The organism is Spirosoma profusum, from assembly GCF_014699005.1.
GTDB classification, from domain to species: Bacteria; Bacteroidota; Bacteroidia; order Cytophagales; family Spirosomataceae; genus Spirosoma; species Spirosoma profusum.
In genome coordinates this window covers 1-22,332 of sequence record NZ_JACWZY010000037.1, presented here as the reverse complement: position 1 = coordinate 22,332, position 22,332 = coordinate 1, and the positions used below count along the sequence as shown (strand labels likewise).

At 47.5% G+C, this 22,332-nt stretch carries 20 protein-coding genes; 16 read left to right on the top strand and 4 right to left on the bottom strand.

Features of this window, described 5'->3' with window-relative positions:
* Positions 1 to 90: 90 nt before the first annotated feature.
* The 5 genes from IC229_RS29465 (at position 91) to IC229_RS29445 (ending at position 7,286) form a co-directional block, all read left to right on the top strand.
* A complete protein-coding gene (locus IC229_RS29465; RefSeq protein WP_190891666.1) occupies positions 91 to 1,179 on the top strand; it encodes a Gfo/Idh/MocA family protein in 1,089 nt (362 codons plus the stop codon).
* Complete coding sequence (gene wecB, locus IC229_RS29460) at positions 1,176 to 2,267, top strand: non-hydrolyzing UDP-N-acetylglucosamine 2-epimerase (protein ID WP_190891665.1); 1,092 nt, start codon at positions 1,176 to 1,178, stop codon at positions 2,265 to 2,267. The genes IC229_RS29465 and wecB overlap by 4 nt, the downstream gene beginning before the upstream one ends.
* A gap of 33 nt (positions 2,268 to 2,300) precedes the next feature.
* Positions 2,301 to 4,469, top strand: a complete 2,169-nt coding sequence (locus IC229_RS29455) for a bi-domain-containing oxidoreductase (RefSeq protein WP_190891664.1) — start codon at positions 2,301 to 2,303, stop codon at positions 4,467 to 4,469.
* 160 nt (positions 4,470 to 4,629) lie between these two features.
* A complete protein-coding gene (locus tag IC229_RS29450) occupies positions 4,630 to 6,087 on the top strand; it encodes an alginate lyase family protein (RefSeq protein ID WP_317171662.1) in 1,458 nt (485 codons plus the stop codon).
* A complete protein-coding gene (locus tag IC229_RS29445) occupies positions 6,084 to 7,286 on the top strand; it encodes a glycosyltransferase family 4 protein (RefSeq protein ID WP_190891663.1) in 1,203 nt (400 codons plus the stop codon). Before IC229_RS29450 ends, IC229_RS29445 begins: the two co-directional genes overlap by 4 nt.
* A 76-nt stretch (positions 7,287 to 7,362) precedes the next feature.
* Here the strand turns inward: IC229_RS29445 and IC229_RS29440 are convergent, their stop codons facing one another.
* Complete coding sequence (locus IC229_RS29440; protein ID WP_190891661.1) at positions 7,363 to 7,845, bottom strand: thioredoxin family protein; 483 nt, start codon at positions 7,843 to 7,845, stop codon at positions 7,363 to 7,365.
* Between the two features lie 181 nt (positions 7,846 to 8,026).
* Between IC229_RS29440 and yihA the strand changes: the two genes are divergently transcribed.
* Complete coding sequence (gene yihA, locus IC229_RS29435) at positions 8,027 to 8,662, top strand: ribosome biogenesis GTP-binding protein YihA/YsxC (protein ID WP_190891659.1); 636 nt, start codon at positions 8,027 to 8,029, stop codon at positions 8,660 to 8,662.
* A gap of 101 nt (positions 8,663 to 8,763) precedes the next feature.
* The gene (locus IC229_RS29430) at positions 8,764 to 9,273 is read left to right on the top strand and encodes a DUF5606 family protein (protein WP_190891657.1); all 510 of its coding nucleotides are present in this window, start codon (positions 8,764 to 8,766) and stop codon (positions 9,271 to 9,273) included.
* A gap of 205 nt (positions 9,274 to 9,478) precedes the next feature.
* Here IC229_RS29430 and IC229_RS29425 read toward each other — a convergent pair whose 3' ends face one another.
* On the bottom strand, positions 9,479 to 10,354 hold the full coding sequence (locus IC229_RS29425; RefSeq protein ID WP_190891723.1) for a transglutaminase-like domain-containing protein: 876 nt from the start codon (positions 10,352 to 10,354) through the stop codon (positions 9,479 to 9,481).
* A 130-nt stretch (positions 10,355 to 10,484) separates the two neighbouring features.
* Here IC229_RS29425 and galE point away from each other — a divergent pair, with 130 nt between their 5' ends.
* The 5 genes from galE to IC229_RS29400 all read left to right on the top strand — a co-directional run bounded on the left by galE (position 10,485) and on the right by IC229_RS29400 (position 16,117).
* Positions 10,485 to 11,534, top strand: a complete 1,050-nt coding sequence (gene galE, locus IC229_RS29420) for a UDP-glucose 4-epimerase GalE (protein ID WP_190891655.1) — start codon at positions 10,485 to 10,487, stop codon at positions 11,532 to 11,534.
* Positions 11,535 to 11,605: 71 nt separating this feature from the next.
* The gene (gene rfbB, locus IC229_RS29415) at positions 11,606 to 12,658 is read left to right on the top strand and encodes a dTDP-glucose 4,6-dehydratase (RefSeq protein ID WP_190891653.1); all 1,053 of its coding nucleotides are present in this window, start codon (positions 11,606 to 11,608) and stop codon (positions 12,656 to 12,658) included.
* 109 nt (positions 12,659 to 12,767) lie between these two features.
* Positions 12,768 to 13,628 (top strand): glucose-1-phosphate thymidylyltransferase RfbA, encoded by an 861-nt coding sequence (rfbA, locus tag IC229_RS29410; RefSeq protein ID WP_190891651.1) that lies wholly within the window; start codon positions 12,768 to 12,770, stop codon positions 13,626 to 13,628.
* A gap of 232 nt (positions 13,629 to 13,860) precedes the next feature.
* Positions 13,861 to 15,072 carry a parallel beta-helix domain-containing protein gene (locus IC229_RS29405; protein WP_190891650.1) on the top strand — a complete coding sequence of 404 codons (1,212 nt, stop codon included), beginning with the start codon at positions 13,861 to 13,863 and terminating at the stop codon, positions 15,070 to 15,072.
* Between the two features lie 4 nt (positions 15,073 to 15,076).
* The gene (locus IC229_RS29400; protein ID WP_190891648.1) at positions 15,077 to 16,117 is read left to right on the top strand and encodes an SO2930 family diheme c-type cytochrome; all 1,041 of its coding nucleotides are present in this window, start codon (positions 15,077 to 15,079) and stop codon (positions 16,115 to 16,117) included.
* A 121-nt stretch (positions 16,118 to 16,238) separates the two neighbouring features.
* On the opposite strand, the gene recA is transcribed toward IC229_RS29400, so the two are convergent.
* Both recA and IC229_RS29390 read right to left on the bottom strand, forming a co-directional pair.
* Positions 16,239 to 17,333 (bottom strand): recombinase RecA, encoded by a 1,095-nt coding sequence (recA, locus tag IC229_RS29395; protein ID WP_190891646.1) that lies wholly within the window; start codon positions 17,331 to 17,333, stop codon positions 16,239 to 16,241.
* A gap of 177 nt (positions 17,334 to 17,510) precedes the next feature.
* A complete protein-coding gene (locus tag IC229_RS29390; RefSeq protein WP_223834263.1) occupies positions 17,511 to 18,008 on the bottom strand; it encodes a hypothetical protein in 498 nt (165 codons plus the stop codon).
* A 254-nt stretch (positions 18,009 to 18,262) separates the two neighbouring features.
* On the opposite strand from IC229_RS29390, the gene eno reads away from it, so the two are divergent.
* The 4 genes from eno to gpmI all read left to right on the top strand — a co-directional run bounded on the left by eno (position 18,263) and on the right by gpmI (position 22,175).
* On the top strand, positions 18,263 to 19,543 hold the full coding sequence (eno, locus tag IC229_RS29385; protein WP_190891645.1) for a phosphopyruvate hydratase: 1,281 nt from the start codon (positions 18,263 to 18,265) through the stop codon (positions 19,541 to 19,543).
* A 79-nt stretch (positions 19,544 to 19,622) separates the two neighbouring features.
* Positions 19,623 to 19,934: a septum formation initiator family protein gene (locus IC229_RS29380; protein ID WP_190891643.1), complete on the top strand. Its 312-nt coding sequence runs from the start codon at positions 19,623 to 19,625 to the stop codon at positions 19,932 to 19,934.
* A gap of 77 nt (positions 19,935 to 20,011) precedes the next feature.
* Positions 20,012 to 20,521: a low molecular weight protein-tyrosine-phosphatase gene (locus tag IC229_RS29375; protein ID WP_190891641.1), complete on the top strand. Its 510-nt coding sequence runs from the start codon at positions 20,012 to 20,014 to the stop codon at positions 20,519 to 20,521.
* 76 nt (positions 20,522 to 20,597) lie between these two features.
* Positions 20,598 to 22,175 (top strand): 2,3-bisphosphoglycerate-independent phosphoglycerate mutase, encoded by a 1,578-nt coding sequence (gpmI, locus tag IC229_RS29370; protein ID WP_190891639.1) that lies wholly within the window; start codon positions 20,598 to 20,600, stop codon positions 22,173 to 22,175.
* Positions 22,176 to 22,332 lie beyond the last annotated feature (157 nt).

Below are 22,332 nucleotides of genomic sequence, written 5' to 3'. Positions count from 1 at the left end.
TTTCTATTGAGCTGAATGTTGATTTATTACTTAAAAAAGTTTTTTCGCTTTGCTGAGATTCACGGCTGGTCGAGGGCATTGACCAAGGCCATGGCTCGCTCACGACTGCGTGGGTGGCCTGTACCAGTCAGTCAATTTGGCAAAGTGAACGTCGGCCTGATTGGCTGCGGACAATTTGCGTTTAGTACGGTCTGTTTCTATTTAAAAAAACAGCGAAGTACTACGTTCCTGTCTGCCTTTGACCCACTTGTTGAACAAGCGCAATCACTGGCTCACTATTACGGTTTCCGGGAGATAGCCCCCTCTCCAGATGCGCTTTTGAATCATGCCGAACTAGCCGTTTTATACGTAACGTCTAATCATGCCTCGCACACACCATACGCTATTGCGGGCCTGAAACGTAACAAAATCGTCTATATCGAAAAGCCAATTTCGGTCAGTCGCGAGCAACTTGTGCAACTTACACAAGCGATCCGTCAGTCAACGGGAAACGTATTTGCAGGCTATAACCGACCGTATGCAAGAGCCATCCAGCTGTTACATCGCTACGTAGCAAATTCCGCTCAGGCGGGCCCGTTCAGTCTCTATTACGTAATCAATGGGCATCTAATTCCACCCGATCATTGGTATCGCCACCCCAACGAAGGCACACGTATCTGCGGTAATCTTAGCCATTGGATTGACCTGACCATACATATATTAGCCTGGCGTAATCTACCCGAATGGCTTGATATTCAGTTAATCTGGGCGAATCCGACAGAACTCGACGATAATCTGAATGTAACGCTCACGACCGACAAACACGACCTCATTTCCATTCAGCTAACATCTCGTTCAGAGCCTTTCGAAGGCATCCGCGAATTCATTAATATTCAGTACAACAACGTTATCGCCCAAATCGACGATTTCAGGCAGATGACCGTTTGGCAGGGAGCGCATCGAAAAACGTGGCGCTTTTCGCCGAAAGATGTTGGGCACGAACGGGCCATTCTACAACCTTTCTGCCAACAGAACCGGCCATGGGCAGAAGTCGAATTATCGACTTTGCTAACGCTCTTTATCTGCGACAAAATACGCCAGCGTCAGTCGGCTTCCCGCTTCTGGACACGGCAGCAAGTAGCTAATCTAGAAGCTGACAGTCAACGAAGTAGTACGTCCCTATCCACGATCAACCCATGAAAATTCTGAACGTAGTGGGGGCGCGGCCAAACTTCATAAAGATCGCTCCTCTCCACCGTGCTTTCGGGAAATTCCCCGATATCGACTCGAAAATCGTGCATACTGGCCAGCATTACGACGCATCCATGAGCGACGTTTTCTTCGCCCAACTTGATTTGCCGAAGCCAGATTTTTACCTCGACGTAGTAAACGGTTCGCAAACCCGACAAATGGCCGATATCATGCTCAAATTTGAGCATGTGCTGACTAACGAAAAACCCGACTGGGTATTGGTTGTCGGCGACATAACAAGTACGCTGGCCTGTGCGTTGGTGGCAGTTCGTATGGGCATTCGGGTGGCTCACGTAGAAGCGGGCCTGCGCTCAGGAGACCGGCAAATGCCCGAAGAAATCAATCGGATAGTGACTGATAGCCTGTCAGATCTATTGTTGGTTACCGAGCCCGCCGGACGGAAAAATTTGTTACGGGAAGGTGTGGCTGAAGAGCGGATTCATCTGGTTGGTAACGTAATGATTGACGCGCTGGTACACCATCGCCCCAAAGCATCGGCTTTGAATATTGTTGATACGTTGGGGCTTTCCCAACGTCCGTACGCGTTCATGACCATGCACAGACCTGCCAATGTCGATACGTTATCGAGTCTCCAGCAGCTTATTTCTGTTATCGAAAGGGTGGCCCAACAGCTACCAGTTGTCTTTTCACTGCACCCGCGAACTCACGCAAACCTGGTCAATTTCAACATCTTACCTCAGCTTATCTCCATTCCCAATACCTATCTATTAAAGCCGCAGGGGTATCTGGAAAGCCTGAATCTGATAGAACGAGCGGCTATTGTTCTCACCGATTCGGGTGGCATTCAGGAAGAAACAACGTATTTGAATATCCCCTGCCTTACCCTCCGCACTTCAACCGAACGTCCGATTACTATCGAACTGGGTACCAATCAGTTGATACCAGAATTAAATCCAGAATTGATAGCCGAAAAAGTAATCCAGTTGCTGAATAATAAGCCTGCACGAGGGACAAGTATTCCGTTTTGGGACGGTCGAGCGGCTGAACGTATCGCCGACATTATTCGAGCCAGTTAGCCAAACGCAGCGTATTTACCCGAACAATGTAGTATGAAACAACTCATTCAAGACCTTAATACCGGTGAAACCCGACTCGAAGACGTACCGGTGCCCCAGGTAAGCAGGGGTCAGGTACTGATCCAGACGCATCGGTCGCTGGTATCGCTCGGGACGGAGCGGATGCTGGTAGCATTCGGCAAAGCGAATCTGCTTGTGAAAGCCCGTCAGCAACCCGACCGCGTAAAACAGGTATTCGAAAAAGTGCGATCGGATGGGTTGCGTCCTACGTTAGAGGCCGTTTTTCGGAAACTTGATCAACCATTACCATTAGGTTACTGCAACGTAGGAACTGTGATGGCTATAGGTGAAGGCGTCAACGACTTGCGTATCGGCGACCGGGTAGCCTCTAACGGCCCCCACGCCGAAGTCGTCTGCGTACCGCGAAATTTAGTAGTTCCAGTACCTGACAATGTGCCCGACGATGAAGCCGTTTTTACGGTTATTGGCGCTATTGCCTTACAAAGTATCCGGCTGTTAAATCCAACATTAGGCGAAACCGTTGTGGTGATTGGCCTGGGGCTTATCGGCCTATTGACGGCTGATTTACTACGTATTAACGGCTGTCGGGTTATTGGCGTGGACATCGACACAGCCAAATGTAAACTTGCCGAAAAACGGGGTATTACGGCCATTAACCCAACCACAGATGTAGACGTAGTAAAACGTATCGGGCTGTTAACCAACGGCGTAGGCAGTGATGGTGTCATCATTACGGCGTCGGCTCGAACCGATGAATTGATTGCTCAGGCTGCTCAGATGAGCCGGATGCAAGGACGTATTGTTCTTGTTGGCGTCGTCGGACTGAATTTGAACCGCAACGATTTCTATAAAAAAGAATTGACGTTTCAGGTATCCTGTTCCTATGGCCCTGGTCGGTACGATGATACATACGAACAACAAGGACACGATTATCCACTATCCTACGTGCGCTGGACTGAAAACCGTAATTTTCAGACGATTATCCAGTTGTTAGCGAACCGTCAACTGGATGTGAAATCGCTCATTACGTCGCGTGTTCTTCTAGCTGAATTCGGCAAAATATATAACCATCTGAACGTATCGAATCAGATTGCGTCGCTATTGTGCTATCCCGAACAACCTGACATAAAGACAATTATCCAAATTTCTAATTCACCTCACCAGCTTGGCTTTGCTACCGTAGGTCTGATTGGTGCCGGCAATTTCACGCAGGCAATTCTACTACCAGCACTAAAAAAAACAGGTGCTACGCTGAAAACTATTGCCAGCGCGAAAGGGCTGAATGCTACGTTACTGGCCAGAAAATACGGAATTTATCAAAGTACGTCCGATTACCGACGTATCATCAACGATCCCAAAATCGATCTGTGCATCATCACAACCCGGCATAACAGTCACGCTCAACTGACCATCGAAGCCCTGCGAGCGGGCAAGCATGTTTTCGTTGAAAAACCCCTTGCCATTTATGAGCATGAGCTTCCAGAGCTGATTCAAACGTTCCAATCTGCACGAAATACAGTATTAGTTGGATTCAACCGCCGGTTTTCGCCGTATGTCCAGAAAATGAAGAGTCTTCTGAGTGGCCATCATACGGTTTCTATACCTATGAACGTAGTGATAACCGTAAATGCAGGTGCTATTCCCGTCGACAATTGGGTGCATGACCGAGCAATTGGCGGAGGGCGTATTTTAGGGGAAGCCTGCCATTTCGTCGACCTGATTACGTTTCTGACGGGCAGTCGCGTAGCACGTGTGTGTATGAATGCGATGGGCCAGTACCCCACGGAAACTACGGATTCTGCGTCGATGCTGCTACGGTACGAGAATGGTTCTACCGGCGTTGTAAACTATTTCAGCAATGGCAGTAAAGCGTATGCGAAGGAACGTATTGAGGTATATTCGCAGGAACTAACGCTGGTGCTGGACAATTTTCGCCGGTTAACTGGCTATGGTTTTCGCGGTTTTTCGCGAATGTCGGGGAGTCAGAATAAGGGCCATACCGAATTAATAAGGCAATTCATTCGACAGATTCAGCTAGGCGAAGAGCCGCTGATTTCTTTCGCCGATATTATCAATACCACCCAAACCACACTGGCCGCTTTACAGAGTTTGCGCGAAAATAGCTGGGTCAACGTAGCGACAGTTGGCCTGACTTCTCCACCAATCTCAACTCAACTATGAACAATCTGGGCCGGTTATGGCGTACCTTAAAACATCTCACGTTTCGACAAATTCTATTTCAGGTGATACACCGACTTCGGAGACCAGCGCGGTTAAAACTGCCCCGGCCATTTCCACCGGCCTATTTTCTCCTAACCCTTGAAGCCGATAAACCTGTATCGTGGACAATCAGACCTTTACATTCCTGAATCAATCCGTTCGTTTTGTTGGTCCCATCGATTGGAATTACCCATCTCACGGCAAACTCTGGACGTATCATCTCAATTATTTTGATTACCTGAATCAACCGAACGTAGTACCGGACGATGGTCTTGCGCTGATACGTGATTTTATGGCCCAAACGAACGTCGTACGCGATGGACTCGACTCTTATCCAACTTCACTACGTATCATCAACTGGGTGCAATTTCTGAACCGACATCGTATTCAGGATGAGGCTATTAACGCTCATCTGTATGCGCAGGCAACCTTACTTCGCCAGCAACCCGAGTATCACCTGATGGGAAATCACCTCCTCGAAAACGGTTTCGCCCTATTGATTGCGTCGCTGTATTTTCGACAAATAAGCTGGTATCGTTACGCCAGTAAACTCCTTAGAAATGAGTTATCAAGCCAGATTTTGCCAGATGGAAGCCACAACGAACGGAGCCCAACGTATCACCAGCTTTTGCTAAACCAGCTACTCACCGTCTGGGCGATGGTTCATAACAATACATGGCAACGTGACGAGTCACTCAGTGATTTTCTGGTAGACAAAGCGAATCAGATGCTGAGTTGGCTCGATAGCATTACGTTCCGAAACGGTGACGTACCAATGGTCAATGATGCTACGTTCGGTATGGCTCCAACGACAGCGCAAATCCGTCGGAAAGCTGCGCAACTCAATCTGCCCAATACCGACCCAGTTACTAAACAAAACAACGTAGCATCCGAAATTAATACAGACCGTATTGATAGCGGCTATCGTCTGGTTCGTCGGCCATCTTACGAAGTGTTTATTGATGTGGGGCCGGTTGGTCCCGAACATCAGCCAGGTCATGCCCATGCCGATACGTTCTCTTTTATTCTCTACGTCCATGACCAACCCGTATTGGTAGATACCGGATTATCGACGTATCAAATTGGCTCTACTCGCGATTGGGAACGTAGCACGATGGCTCACAATACGGTCAGTATCAACGCCATGAATTCGTCAGAAGTATGGGCTGGTTTTCGGGTAGGGCGTCGGGCGCAGGTTAACGTATTACTCGATACGCCTACTTTTTTAGTAGCTTATCATACTGGTTATCAGTCATCAGGTATTCTCCACGAACGAAGCTGGACAATTGGCGACAACCGGATACGTATCGTGGATCGTTTACTTACTAAAAACAGTGAGGTTGCTTACGGGCAATCGGGTACTGCCCATTTTCATGCACACCCGTCAGTTTCTATTCAAACAGAGGGAAATGTGGTAAGAATAGGTTCCGTGAAAATTTCCTTCAACCATGTCACTAAATCAAATTTTCGCGTCATAGGCTATGACATGGCGCAGAGCTTCAACCAACGACAATCGGCTCAATGCCTTGAGGTTGCATTTAAAGGTCAGCTGGAAACCGTGCTCGTTATTCCTGAATGAAAATTCTTTATCTAACCTTTTATTTTGAACCCGATATTGGCCCCGGCCCATTCCGGAACACAGCGCTTGTTCATGAGCTGGCTCGTCAATTGTCGCCCAATGATTCGATTCATGTTATCACGACATTTCCAAATCGCTACGATTCCTACAAACCCGGTGCCTTTGATCAGGAAATCAGACAAGACCGAGGATGTCCAATTACGATTAAACGAATTCGAATTTCGAACCATAAAAGCGGTTTTTTAGATCAGATACGTTCATTTTATGGCTATTTTCGCTCGGTTCACCAGTTGACATATCAACAACCTTACGACTTGGTAGTTGCCTCATCGTCGCGCTTATTTACGGCTTTTCTGGCTGCTATTCTGTCGAAGCGTGGGCAAATTCCTTTATTTCTGGACATTCGCGATGTATTTCGTGAAGCGATTTTGGGAGTCATTAAAAATCCGCTGATTCGCCTTCCGTTAAATCCACTTTTACGACTGGTCGAACGCTACACATTCAACTCAGCCAGCCATATCAATCTGGTTTCGGAAGGTTTCCGCTCTTATTTCCGGGCATTTTCAAAAGCGACCTATAGCTATTATCCGAATGCCATCGACGATATGTTTCTCGCTCTACCCGCGAGTCGTTCTGAGTCAGCAGAAATCTATCGACCGAAGACATTACTGTATGCCGGCAACATTGGCGATGGTCAGGGCCTGCATACCATTATTCCCCAGGCCGCCCGCCAACTGGGAACAGCGTATCAATTCGTCATTATTGGTGATGGAGGAGCGCGGCAAAAGCTGGAAGAAGCCATTCGAAAAGAACGGCTTACAAACGTTCACATTCGCCAGCCGACCAGCCGCCAATTGCTGTTGGATGAATACCAAAAAGCCGATTATCTATTTGTGCATCTGAATAATCTGGAGACCTGCAAACGAGTCTTGCCCTCAAAACTTTTTGAGTACGGAGCCACAGACAAACCCATTCTGGCTGGCGTAACGGGGTATGCGGCCTCGTTTATGAACCAGCATATCCCCAACAGCCTGTTATTCAAGCCGGGAGACGTAGCATCGCTCGTGTGCCAACTACGTAATACGCCTTATCGCACCGAGTTTCGCCCAGAATTTATCCGGCGATTTCAACGGCGTACCATCTGCGAAGCCATGGCGCAACTTATTCGTGTTACGTTAGAAAATGCGCAGAAAACATAAAAAACCGGCGTCGATTTCTGAGAAATCGACGCCGGTTTTAACGCGGCCGGGTTGGTGTCCCAGCATTTTGCCCGCGTTAAATGTTTACTGACTTTACGCTTTTACCAATGGCTATTAAATCTTCTGGCGACTGGTAGCCCAAAACTTTCTTCAGGACACGGCCGTTGCCATCGATGAAAAGCAAGGTTGGATAGGCTTCAAGCGGGTACACCTGCGACAGTGCAGGACCTTCGCCTTTTTCCATATCCATCTTCACGTTGATGAATTTACCATTGTAAAAATCACCAACGGCTTTTTTGGTGAATACGTTTTTCTGCAACATTTTGCAGGGGCCGCACCAACTCGCGTAAGCGTCCAGAAAGATGACTTTCTTTTCCGCTTTCGCTTTTTTCAGGATGTCACGCCAGGCCGCTTCGGTAAACTGAATGCCTTCCTCAGTGGGTTTAACGGTTGGTTTAGTATCACCGCCCCCATGAATTCGGCCGGGAAGAGCAACCGCTAATGTCGATGCAGTGTAAAATCCGAGCAGTACGGCCATCAGCCAAAATACTTTTTTCATAGTCGAACCGGCATTCCGGTGGTCTTTAGGTTTTTCGTGGTAATAACGTCCTAACTCCTTATTTTCGTTTCCTGTGCCTGCACTAGTTTGGCCGCAGGTTACCGAACAGAGTCACAAATTACAAATCATGTGCCATTCTGCATAATCTTTCCGAACTTTGCGCCCGATTTAGTCGATAATTATGCCTGTTAAACAAGCTGAATTTCTGGTCAGCAACTCCGATCCGGCCAAGTGCCCCCCACCCGACCGGCCCGAATACGCCTTTATTGGTCGCTCGAACGTAGGAAAATCGTCGCTCATCAATATGCTGACGGGACGTACGTCGCTGGCCAAAACATCAGGCAAACCTGGTAAAACGCAGTTAATCAATCATTTCATTATTGATAATGCCTGGTACCTGGTCGATTTACCCGGCTATGGCTACGCACAGGTCAGTAAAACGGAACGTGAGAAATTTGCAGCTCTCATCGACGGATATCTGACAAGCCGCCCGAATTTGCTATGTATTTTCGTGCTGGTCGATTCGCGGATTCCCCCGCAAAAAATTGACCTCGATTTTATGACTAATTTGGGCGAACGGGGTCTGCCATTTGTTATTGTTTTCACAAAATCTGAAAAACTCGGCCCTATGAAAATTGGGCAAACACTCGATACGTATCGCGCCAAATTGCTGGAAAGCTGGGAAGAAGCCCCGCCATTTTTCGTTACGTCGGCGACCACGGCTGCGGGTCGTGAAGACATTCTTTCGTTCATCCGACCTCTCAATGAGGACTATGTGAAAGAGCGAAAGACTGAAAGAGCGAAAGGGCGGAAATGAGAGCCAGACGTCTATTCACTCGTTTCTTTTAACAGTTATTAAACTTTAAAAAAGGCAATACACCCACTCACAACCACGTTACCTATTTACAAAGTCACTTTATGGAAGCATTAAAACAGATTGCAAACGTTGCCGGTTACAGCGGCCTTTATCGAATTTTGAAACCCGGTCGGGCTGGTGTTATCGTCGAATCATTGGACGATAAAAAGGCCAAAACCATGATGGGACCAACAGCTCGGGTATCGGTGTTGAACGATATTTCGATCTACGTAACCGACGACGATGAGCAGTCTATACCGCTTAGCAACGTATTGCTATCAATTCAAGAGAAATACGCTGACAATCTGCCGGTTAATTCAAAAAGCGAAAACAATGAGCTCGCCGATTTCATGGAAGCCGTTGTGCCAAATTACGACGTAGAGCGGGTTCGTTCGAGCGATATTAAAAAACTGGTAAGCTGGTACGGCATACTACGTCAGTACGCTCCAGATGTATTCGACGTAGTAGCCGAAGAGCCTAAAGCAGAAGAAGTTGTGGAAGCTGAAACATCCGGCGTAGTAGAAGCGCCGGTAGCTGAAACACCTAAAAAACAGAAAACACAAAAGGCATAAATCAGTTAGTTATAGTATAGATAGGCTATAACACTAAAAAAATTTCATTTTCAGTGAGGACAAAAAAGCCGCGATGACCCTTGGTTTCGCGGCTTTTTAGTTTTTTGTCATTCTGAGGAACGAAGAATCTTAAAGCACCCAAACGTATAGGTTGGGAAACATTAAGATTCTTCGTTCCTCAGAATGACAAAAAATGACAAGAAACCTATCGTTGCGTATAATCCGAAAGTGGCAAACCGTCGCCGTCTTCCCGAATGGCGTTGAGAATTTTATCAACTTCTTTTACCCGCTCCGTATCGCCATTTTTTTCGAAGGCAAGCATCAGATTACGTAGCACCCGCCGAACAATATCGGTGTTGGTGCAGGGCTGGTAGAACGTATCTAAACGCTTGATGTTCAACTGATCGATGTATTGATCGATGTCTTTGGTAGTGAAAATCAGGCCACGATTGAATACGTTGATGTAAAACTGAACGCCACTGTTGTTTTTATAGGTAAGCACAAACAGATTCGGCAGATTAACCCCGTACACGGGCAAATTCAATCGTCGGGCGATGAGCATGTACAGTACACAAAGCGTAATCGGATTACCCCGACGCGATTCGAGCACCTGATTGATCATCGAATTGGCTGGCGAATGAAAATGCTTGGTATTCGGAGCAAACTTCAGCTTTGAAAAAAAGGCGCTGTTCATCGCCTTTATTTGCTCATCCGGGTGCATGTCTGTTTTAAAATCAACCCACACATCGTAAAACAACTGCTCTACGTCCTGCCGGAGCTTGGGCAGTGACAGATCCGGATACTGATACGTTGCCACAATCCAGAGCCCTTCCAGCAGGTCCATTGCGCCCCCATTTTTCCAGTCACGGATGCGTTCAAGAACGGCTTCGTATTGAAGATCGTGAATAATTTCCTCGATACGTTTTTGCAATGACGGATTAAAGCTTCCTTCCCATTCCGACTCCAATAATGGAATCATTTGCCCGCCCATTTGGCGGATTCGCTGTTCAACATGTTCTACAACTTCCTGATCCTCGTCGTCTAAGAGCGAAATAAGTGCTCTCAATTCATTGTCATTCATATACTTGTCCCCCATGACGAGATAACCCCACAATAAAAACTGGTTGAAGATACCTCCTGAATATACTACTTTTGTGTGGTTTTACGAGTTGCTACGCTAAAGTAGCAACAAAATTTTCATAAAAAACGGTTTGACTTCCTCAGGCAATTCTTCCAAAATCGTGGTGACGGGTGGAGCTGGTTTCATTGGTTCTCACACGGTTGTCTCGCTGATTAACGCTGGTTTTGAACCAATTATCGTCGACGATTTTTCCAATTCCGAACGGTCGGTTCTTCAGGGTCTAAAAACAATTCTGGGTCGTGACGTGACGTGTTATGCCATCGACTGCAACGATGCCGCTGCCTTGGCCGATGTTTTCGAACGCGAAAAACCCATTGGCGTCATTCACTTTGCGGCATTTAAGGCTGTTGGTGAATCGGTGGCGAAACCTCTCAAGTACTACCGCAACAACCTTGACTCCCTCCTGTTGTTGCTGGAGTTGATGCCGAAATACAAAGTACGAAATTTGGTATTTTCGTCGTCCTGTACGGTTTATGGGCAGCCCGAACAGTTGCCCGTTACGGAAGAAACGCCCCGGCTACCGGCACAGTCGCCCTACGGTAATACGAAAGCCATTGGTGAAGACATTATTCGTGATGCGGTGAGGGCACAAATTCCGGTCAAAGCGCTGGCGCTACGTTACTTCAACCCGATTGGCGCGCATCCATCAGCGGAGATTGGGGAGCTTCCTCTGGGCATTCCCGCCAATCTGGTGCCGTTCATTACGCAAACGGCCGCCGGTATTCGCCCAAATCTGACGGTTTACGGCGATGACTACGATACTCCCGACGGTACGTGTATACGTGACTACATCGACGTAATGGATTTGGCCGACGCGCACGTAGAAGCGCTACGTAAGCTGAATGAATCGGACGATACGTCTAGCTACGATGTAATCAATATTGGTACGGGGCGGGGCGAAACGGTACTCAATGTCATCAAAACCTTTGAACAAACAACCGGCGTTAAGGTGAACTATCAAATTGGCCCGCGCCGTCCTGGTGATGTAGAAAAGGTGTACGCCGACGTAACAAAATCGAAGAACGTATTGGGCTGGACTGCACAGCGTACGCTGGCCGAATCGCTACGTGACGCCTGGCAGTGGCAGCAGAAAATCAGTGTAAAAGTTTCCGAATCGTAAAGTCATGCTGCCAGACGTATTGGTACGTTTTTTGGCACTCTTGACTAGTATAAATTAATAACATACAAAAAATGAAACTTCTTATTACCGGCGGGGCTGGATTTATTGGATCGCATGTTGTCCGGCTCTTTGTCACAAAATACCCTGAATATCAGATTTATAATCTCGATGCGCTCACTTATGCCGGTAACCTGGCCAACCTGACCGACATCGAGAGTGCTCCTAATTATACATTCGTCAAAGGCGACATTACCGACGCGAAATTCCTGGAAGACATGTTCGCCGAAGTGGGCTTCGATGGCGTTATTCACCTCGCGGCTGAGTCGCACGTAGACCGCTCTATTACCGACCCAATGTCGTTCGTGATGACTAACGTAGTGGGCACGGTCAATCTGCTAAATGCTGCGAAAAATAGCTGGGTGGGTAGCTTTGAAGGCAAACGGTTCTACCACGTATCGACCGACGAAGTGTACGGCTCGCTGCACAATCCGGAAGAATTCTTCACCGAAGACACTCACTACGACCCACAATCACCTTATTCGGCATCCAAAGCCGCATCAGACCATTTTGTACGGGCCTACGGCAATACATATAAACTGCCGGTTGTGCTCTCAAACTGCTCCAATAACTACGGCCCGAATCACTTCCCCGAGAAGCTGATTCCGTTGATGATTCACAACATCCAGACGAATAAACCATTACCGGTTTATGGTAAAGGAGAAAACGTTCGCGACTGGTTGTTCGTAGTTGACCACGCCCGCGCTATCGACACGGTTTTCCACAAGGGGAAACTGGGCGAAACGTATAACATTGGCGGCTTCAACGAGTGGAAAAACATCGACCTCGTGCATCTGCTTTGCCAGATCATGGACCGGAAGCTAGGTCGTCCAGAAGGAACGTCAGCTAAACTCATTACGTATGTTACCGACCGCGCAGGCCACGATCTTCGCTACGCTATCGACGCCAACAAAATCATGAAGGAACTAGGTTGGGAGCCTTCGCTCCAGTTTGAGCAAGGTCTCGAAAAAACCGTTGACTGGTTCCTCGACAACCAGCAGTGGCTCGATAACGTTACGTCGGGCGCTTACCAGAGTTATTATCAGGGAATGTACGCGAATCGATAAATTGTGAAGTTTCAAAGAGCGAAAGAATGAAAGCCATCCGGCAGAAATTCTTGCGCCAGCCCATTCGCTCTTTCATTCTTTCGCTCTTTGAAACTGCTCATTCAGAACCATGAAAGGAATCATCCTCGCCGGGGGCTCCGGCACTCGTCTTCATCCGCTCACGCTGGCGGTTTCCAAACAACTGATGCCGGTTTACGACAAACCGATGATTTATTATCCGCTGTCGATTCTGATGCTGGCCGGCATTCGCGAAATTCTTATCATTTCGACTCCGCACGATCTACCGCATTTCGAGAAATTACTCGGAGATGGCGAACGAATTGGCTGTAAATTCAGCTATGCCGTACAGCCCAGCCCCGACGGACTGGCACAAGCGTTTATCATCGGTGAGGAATTCATTGGTAACGACAAAGTTGCTCTCGTTCTCGGTGATAATATTTTCTACGGTTCGGGCTTGTCGAAACTGCTTCAGGCCAATAATGATCCAGATGGTGGCGTTGTGTATGCCTATCAGGTACACGACCCTGAACGTTACGGCGTTGTTGAATTCGACGATGCCTTCAACGTATTATCCATCGAAGAAAAGCCCGAAAAGCCAAAGTCGAATTATGCCGTACCGGGTTTGTATTTCTATGATAACGACGTAGTAGATATCGCCAAAAACATCAAACCATCACCACGGGGAGAGCTGGAAATCACAGACGTAAACCGGGTTTATCTGGAACGAGGTAAGCTGAAAGTCGGCGTACTGGACCGGGGAACGGCCTGGCTCGACACCGGTACGTTCGAATCATTGATGCAGGCTGGTCAATTCGTCCATGTTATTGAAGAGCGGCAGGGGCTTAAAATTGGCTGTCCCGAAGAGATTGCCTACCGCATGAAATTCATCGACGCTGATCAATTGAAAACAATCGCTAAGCCATTGGTTAAGAGCGGCTACGGTGCTTACTTGTTGAATTTACTGAAATAGATCTATTTAAATACTTTTTTGTCATGCTGAGGCACGAAGCATCTTAAAGTGTCCTTACTTCTGGGTCATGATAATTTAAGATGCTTCGTGCCTCAGCATGACAAAAATTGATATAATTTCCTGCCCCAGTCTAGACAATAGCCTGGGGCTTTTTCATTTATGACAACCCATTAATACGTTTATTTCGCCGAATTTCGTAAATTTACGTAGTATGATTCCGCCCTTAATTCCTATGAAAACCCTTTTCCTCTTCAGTCTAATTTTTCTGCTAGCTCAGATGGTCTGGGCGCAGCCAGCCGTACAGAAACGCTATCAAACTCAGTTAATCATGGCCGAAAACGGCAGTACGGTTGATTTGGATCAGGGGACGTTTACCTTCACGGGAAGTTTATCATTACAGGATAAAAAACGTATCGTGATACGTGGCAAAGGGATTGATAAAACTATTTTGAGTTTCAAAGGTCAGACCGATGGTGCCGAAGGGCTACGGGTTTCCAACGCCGAAGAAATTGTTATCGAGAATCTGACCGTTCAGGATTCAAAAGGCGACGGTATCAAGACTATGAACGTAAAAGGCATTACGTTCCGAAACGTGAAAGTAGAATGGACAGGGCAACCCAAAGCTGAAAATGGTGGCTACGGCCTCTATCCGGTGCAGTGCGATAACGTAGTGATTGATGGCTGTACAGCCATAGGCGCTTCCGATGCCGGTATTTATGTTGGGCAGTCGCGCGGGATTGTGGTGAAGAACAGCAAGGCATATCACAACGTAGCAGGCATCGAAATCGAAAATTCACGTAACGCTGATGTTTTCGATAATGAGGCTTACGAAAATACAGGTGGCATTCTGGTATTCGACTTACCCGATTTGGTGCAGAAGCAAGGTGGAAATGTGCGCGTTTTCAACAATTACGTACACGATAACAACTTCCCGAATTTCGCACCGGCTGGTAATATTGTTGCCAGCGTATCGGATGGAACAGGACTTATGATTCTGGCAGCTAATGGTGTTGAAGTATTTAATAATCGCTTCATCCGAAATCAAACGTTAGGCACAGGTATCATCAGTTACCTACTCACCGAACGGCCTATCACCGACAAGGCGTATTATCCCTTTACGTCAGCCATTTCTATTCATGATAACGTCTACGAACGTAACGCAGGGCCTGTCAGTCAACGGGGGCGATACAACAAAATTTTCGATATGGTTTTAAAACCGGGCCAGGACGTACCGCACATCATTTATGATGGCATTGCCGATCCTGCTACGTTAGACAAGACCGGCCAGCCCGTGCCCGAGAAGCGCATCTGCATACGTAATAACAAAAACCAAAGCGTCGTCAATCTGGACGCCGGACGTGGCTTTAAGAACGTATCGTTCACTATGGCCTCGTTTGATTGCCAGTTGGAACCTCTCAAAACAACGGTGTCTACTCCTCGCTGATTCAATGCGTATCTGGTTATTCTGGGCTTCATTACTGACGTTTGGCTGGCTTACGTTGGGAAGTTGGCGAACAGTAGCCGTTCCCGAAAAATTATCCGATTACGGCTTTTTTACTGGTTCTATTGCCGGACAGAAACCAGCCGCTGGTGTAGTTCCATACGCCCTCAATACGCCTTTATTTTCAGATTACGCCGAAAAACTACGTTTTGTCAAACTACCCGAAGGAGAGACAGTCGCCTACAATGATACGTCGGTTTTGAATTTTCCGGTTGGAACGACGCTCATCAAAACGTTTTACTATCCCAACGATTTCCGGGACGTAACGAAAGGCCGTCGATTGATGGAAACGCGGTTACTAATTCATCAGTCGGAAGGTTGGAAAGCGTTCGATTACGTTTGGAATGACGAGCAAACGGATGCCTTTCTCGAAGTTGCGGGTGATACGAAAACAGTACGCTACGTTGATGCAAATGGTAAAAGTCGTCAGCATGAGTACACTATACCGAATTTAAATCAATGTAAAGGCTGCCATAACCGAAACGAGGCATTGGTACCTATCGGCCCATCCATACGGCAGCTTAATGGCGAATTGGCTTATAACGTAGCGGGAAAGCCAGAAAATCAGTTAATGCATTGGCAGCAAGCAAAAATACTTTCGGGAATGCCATCGTTGGATAAATGCCCCAAAACCCCCATTTGGAACAAACCTGAAACCGGCTCCCTCAACGACCGGGCACGTGCCTGGCTCGATATCAACTGCGCCCATTGCCATAACCCTAATGGACCAGCCATGACTTCTGGCCTGAATCTGAGCATCTCAGCCACTGATTTAACAGCTCTCGGCATTCGGAAAACACCTGTTGCTGCTGGACGTGGATCTGGAGGGCGCCCTTTCGACATTGTACCAGGCAAACCGGAAGAATCCATTCTAACATATCGATTAGAGTCAACAGATCCTGGTGAAATGATGCCGGAAGTTGGTCGTAAAACAGTTCATGCTGAAAGCCTTGAACTGATTCGTGAATGGATCAAGGCCATAAAATAAGTAAGCCGGTTTCAACAGCTGGTATTTTTTTCATGCTAATCACAAATAAAAAAGCGGGGCCAGTTTTCACCAGCACCGCTTTTAATCAACATTTGTTACATTCCAAATAAATCCGTCTGCCTTAGTCATCGAGCAAGCCCTCGTCGTCAGCAGCAGTGCCTTCGAGAACAGGGTCGAGCAGGGCGTTTTCGTCTTCGGCAATTTTCGCACGAATTTTGCCTTCTATCTCGCCCATTAACTCAGGGTTATCGAGCAATAATTCTTTAACGGCGTCACGACCTTGAGCTAAGCGACTTGTACCATATGAGAACCAGGAACCTGATTTTTTCACGATTTCCATCTCAACAGCTAAGTCAAGTACTTCGCCAACTTTCGAAATACCCTGACCGTACATGATGTCGAACTCAACGACTTTGAACGGAGCCGCCAGTTTGTTCTTCACCACTTTCACTTTAGTCCGGTTACCTACTACGTTGTCGGCACCTTCTTTGATCTGACCGATACGTCGGATATCCAGACGTACCGATGCGTAGAATTTCAGTGCATTACCACCGGTGGTCGTTTCGGGGTTACCGAACATCACACCAATTTTCTCCCGCAACTGGTTAATGAAAATGCAGCAGCAACCGGTTTTGTTGATGGTACCAGTCAGCTTACGTAGTGCCTGCGACATAAGCCGCGCCTGCAAGCCCATTTTGCTTTCGCCCATTTCACCTTCGATCTCGGCTTTTGGAACAAGGGCAGCTACGGAGTCAATAACGCAGATGTCGATAGCGCCGGAGCTAATTAGGTGTTCGGCGATTTCAAGAGCCTGTTCACCATTGTCAGGCTGGGAGATAAGCAGATTTTTCGTGTCAATACCAAGCTTTTCAGCATAAACGCGGTCGAAAGCGTGTTCAGCGTCGATGAAAGCCGCCAGACCACCCGCTTTCTGCGCTTCAGCGATGCAGTGCATCGTGAGCGTGGTTTTACCAGACGATTCAGGACCGTAGATTTCAACGACACGACCCCGGGGCATACCGCCAATACCGAGGGCTAAATCCAAACCCAATGAGCCAGTCGAGATAACCGGAACGTCGACAACTTTGCTTTCGCTCAGACGCATTACGGTACCTTTGCCGAACGCTTTGTCCAATTTCTCAATGGTGGTTTGGAGGGCTTTTAATTTACTGTCATTAGCAGATGCTGTGGCTTGCGCCGTATCTGTTTTTGCCATGTTAGGATGGTTGTTTATAAGCATATAAAATTACCCAAAAATGACCGGATTACCAAACAGTTTTGCAAAATAGTTAGGGGTTTTTAACGCTGATTTTCTACCGAAAAAACAACTGCCTCAATCTATAGATAACATATTGATAATCAAGTGATTATTTTCGATATTTTCACATCTACTTTACCGTGTCGAATCGGGAACTGCTGGCTGTGGAATTGGGGTCGATTGGGAAGCTGGTGGCGATGCCTGACCTGACTGTGGCTGGGCTGTCTGGTTGCCCGGATAAGCGGACGTATCACCATACGGACGATTAGGCGGACCAACGATTTCGACAGCGGTGATGTAGTATTTTGTTTCCCCGTTCCAGGGAAATTTAACAATTTTTTCTTCGTAGTGTAGTGTTACGCGCTGACCGGTTTTAACGGCATCCGTAATTTGTTTTGCTACGTTCTCGTCTTTCACCGAAAAGTCGAAATATTGGGGCGTCAGCGAACCGGTTTCTCCCGAAAAGCCGCCCACGTTCAATACACCCTCGTACGTTTTGAAAACAAAGCCCCGACGGCTGAATTTTGAGACAGTCCCGGCTCGTTCGCCATCGCTGTAGCTCCAGCCCGTCAGCGCATATAAGACCCCGAAGATGATTAATAGAAACAATAGAAAATAGAGTAGTGCTCGCATGGGTATGGTTGGTTTAGTTGCGGCTTAGACGCACGCAAATAGACAAAATTTTTTGAATACGTTCGATTTCAGCAATAGGTAGACTTTAATTTAATACGTTCGTCACCCTTGTAGAAACTCACTTTTCGAGTTCCTGTTCTAAAGTTTGCCCCCAATTTCGTTACTTTGCGCCCGAATGGCGCTTAACCTAAGCGCTTGGTTGTCAAACCTGATAAAACGAGCAATTCGTTGTTAACCCCTTCTTATTCTCTAAAATGAGTACCATTCAAAGCATTCATGCCCGACAGATTCTGGATTCGCGCGGTAACCCGACTGTAGAAGTAGACGTTCGTACCGAAACCGGTTTTCTGGGCCGCGCAGCCGTCCCGTCGGGCGCATCGACCGGTACCCACGAAGCCGTTGAGCTTCGCGACGACGACAAAAAGGTATACATGGGCAAAGGCGTCCTGAAAGCCGTATCTAACGTTAATGAACTGATTTACCCAGAACTAGTCGGCATTTCGGTTTTCGACCAGAGCATGATCGATAAAATTATGCTTGAACTGGACGGTACGTCGAATAAAGGTCGTCTGGGCGCCAACGCCATTCTGGGTGTTTCGCTGGCCGTTGCCAAAGCTGCTACTCAGGAAGCGGGTTTGCCGCTCTATCGCTACATCGGTGGCGTAAATGCCAATACGTTGCCCGTGCCAATGATGAACATCCTGAATGGTGGTTCACACGCGGATAACTCGATTGATTTTCAGGAGTTCATGGTTATGCCTGCCAACGCGCCTAGCTTCTCGGAAGCGCTACGTATGGGAACCGAGATTTTCCATACGCTGAAGGGTGTACTGAAGAAAATGGGGCTGGCTACCAACGTTGGTGATGAAGGCGGTTTTGCACCAAACATCAAATCGAACGACGAGGCTATTCAAACCATTATTCAGGCTATTGAAAAAGCTGGCTATCGGCCGGGCGAAGACGTCTGGATTGCGATGGATGCCGCTTCCTCGGAGTTCTACGATGCTGAAACGGGCGTTTATCACTTCAAAAAATCGACGGGCGACAAACTGTCTTCGAGCGACATGGCCAACTTCTGGAAAGAATGGGTGAATAAATACCCAATTCTGTCGATTGAAGACGGTATGGCCGAAGACGACTGGAGCGGCTGGAAAGCGCAGACGGACCTGCTGAAAGAGGCCAAAACGCAGCTTGTGGGCGACGATCTGTTCGTAACGAACGTAACACGGCTTCAGGAAGGTATCGATAAAGGTATCGCCAACGCGATTCTGGTGAAAGTAAACCAGATTGGCTCGTTGACCGAAACCATCGATGCCGTTAACCTGGCGCACCGCAATTCCTACAAAAGCGTAATGTCGCACCGCTCGGGTGAGACGGAAGATGCTACCATTGCCGACCTCGCCGTGGCCCTGAACACTGGCCAGATTAAAACCGGTTCGGCTTCACGTTCTGACCGGATGGCGAAATACAACCAGTTACTACGTATCGAAGAAGAACTAGGCGAAACCGCTTATTTCCCAGGCTTGAAATTTTAATGCACAGGGCAGAGGGGTAAGGGCAAAGGGCTAAAGATTTCCCCTATGCCCTGAACCCTATGCCCTATGCCCCTGCCCTATGCTACAAAAACTGCTTCGTTACTGTCAGAATTTTTATGTGGCCTCGGGGCTGTGCCTATTGGCCTGGATGACCTTTTTTGATGCCAACGATCTGCCAACCCAAGTTCGGAATTGGTGGAAACTGCATAAACTGGAAAGCGATATTCGGTTTTATAAGGAGAAAATTCAGTTGATTCAGAAAGAAAGACGGGAAGTTTTTGGCAACGCCCAACTTCGTGAAAAATTCGCCAGGGAGAAGTACCTGATGAAGAAGGCCGACGAAGACGTCTTCGTGATTGTCGACGAAAATAACGAGCCTCTGGAGAAGTAGCATAGGGCAGAGGGTTTTGGGCATAGGGTAAAACCTGTCCCAATCCTTCTGCCCTATGCCCTTACCCCTATGCCCCTATGCTACACGTTCTCTTCGTTTGTTTGGGAAATATATGTCGGTCGCCAGTAGCAGAGGGCGTATTCCGACAACTAATTGCCGAAGCAGGGCTGGAGAAACAAATCCAGTGCGATTCAGCCGGTACGTCGTCGTATCACATCGGGCAGCTTCCTGATCATCGTACGCGTGCTAATGCGCTGGAGCATGGATTAACGCTCACACACCGCGCCCGACGCGTTACGGGCGACGACCTGGCTCAGTTCGATTATTTCGTGGCGATGGATGAACAAAATCTTGAGGCCATCGAAAAACTGAACTACCGAAGTACAGGCTTATATACAAACGACACGATTTTTCTGCTACGTGAATTCGACCCGGACATCAGCGATCAACCCGACGTACCAGATCCTTATTATGAAGGCCCCGACGTATTTGAAGAAGTCTATCAGATTTCGTTACGTTGCTGCCGACAATTACTAACCTATTTAGTTCAACAGCATGTCATAAAGAGCGAAAGGATGAAAGAGTGAATGAGTGAAAAATAGCCTGTGTCAGCATTTCGCTCTTTCAATCTTTTGCTCTTTCGCGCTTTAACTCCTCTACAACATGAATAAAAAAGTAATCCTCATTATTCTCGACGGTTGGGGTATTCCACTCAAGCCGGAAGTGTCGGCTTTAAATGCGGCTAATACGCCTTTCATGGATTCGCTGTATCCGAAATACCCGCACAGCACGTTGGAAGCGTCGGGGTTGGCGGTTGGATTGCCAAAAGGACAGATGGGCAATTCTGAAGTGGGTCACATGAATCTGGGTGCTGGTCGGGTAGTGTATCAGGATCTGGTGAAAGTCAATAAAGCTGTTGAGGAACACACACTTGATAAAGAACCCGTACTGGTCGATGCACTGAATTACGCCAAGGACAACAAGAAGAAAGTTCACTTCATCGGACTGGTTTCCGATGGTGGCGTTCATGCGCATATCGACCACGTGAAAGGATTGCTTTCCATTGCACATGCTCATGGGTTAACGAACGTTTTTGTACACGCTTTTACCGACGGCCGTGATACCGATCCTAAAGGTGGAGTTGGCTATATTACCGATTTACAGACACATATGGCGGCTACTACCGGGCAGATTGCCAGCGTTGTAGGCCGGTACTACGCTATGGATCGCGACAATCGTTGGGAGCGTGTTAAAGTGGCTTATGATGCCATGGTACACGGTATGGGCAAAAAAGTGGCAGCTACCGACGTAACAAAAGCGCTACAAGATTCTTATGACGCCAACGTAACAGACGAATTTATCCAGCCCATCATTGTCGAAAATCCGGACGGTTCGCCTGTGGCTGTTATTGAAGACGATGACGTAGTGCTGTGTTTCAACTTCCGCACCGACCGGGGGCGCGAAATCACCCAAGCACTGACGCAGAAAGATTTCCCGGAGCAGGGCATGAAAAAACTCTCGCTCAACTATATCACTATGACCAATTACGACAATGATTTCGTCGGTGTAAATGTCATTTTCGATAAAGATAATCTGGTTAATACCTTGGGCGAGGTTGTAGCCAGCGTAGGACGGAAACAGATTCGCATTGCTGAAACTGAAAAATATCCGCACGTTACGTTCTTCTTTTCGGGCGGTCGTGAAGAGCCGTTCGCGGGCGAAAAACGACTTCTTTGTCCGTCGCCGAAAGAAATGGTGATACGTGACGAAAAAGGCTTCGAAATGACCGTACCCGTAAAAACGTACGACCAGATTCCCGAAATGTCGGCATACTACATACGTAATACCATCATACCGGAACTGGAAAAGGAAGAGGTAGATTTTGTTTGTCTAAACTTCGCCAACACGGATATGGTCGGGCATACGGGTGTATTCGAAGCCGTAGTCAAAGCCGCCGAAGCCGCCGACATTTGTGCAAGAGACGTAACGGAAACGGCGCTCAAACATGGTTATTCAACAATTATTATCGCCGATCATGGTAATGCAGAATACATGATTAACGACGATGGAACGCCAAATACGGCTCACACGACGAACCTGGTTCCCTGTATACTGGTCGATAAAGATTACCACCCAACTCTAAACAATGGAAAACTGGCCGACATAGCGCCAACCATTTTAGAGCTCATGGGTATTCCACAACCGGCCGAAATGGGTGGTGTGAGTTTGATTAAGAAGTAGTCATTTAGATGTTAACATCTGCCCTCACTATTAGGTATAAAAAAGCCGCCCTAGAAATTCCAGAGCGGCTTTTTTATATAGAACCTGTTTAGGGTTTCTTCTTTTTAGGGATCTTGCGAAAGAAAATGATAAAGAAGGCCATAAAATGCAGCGCCTT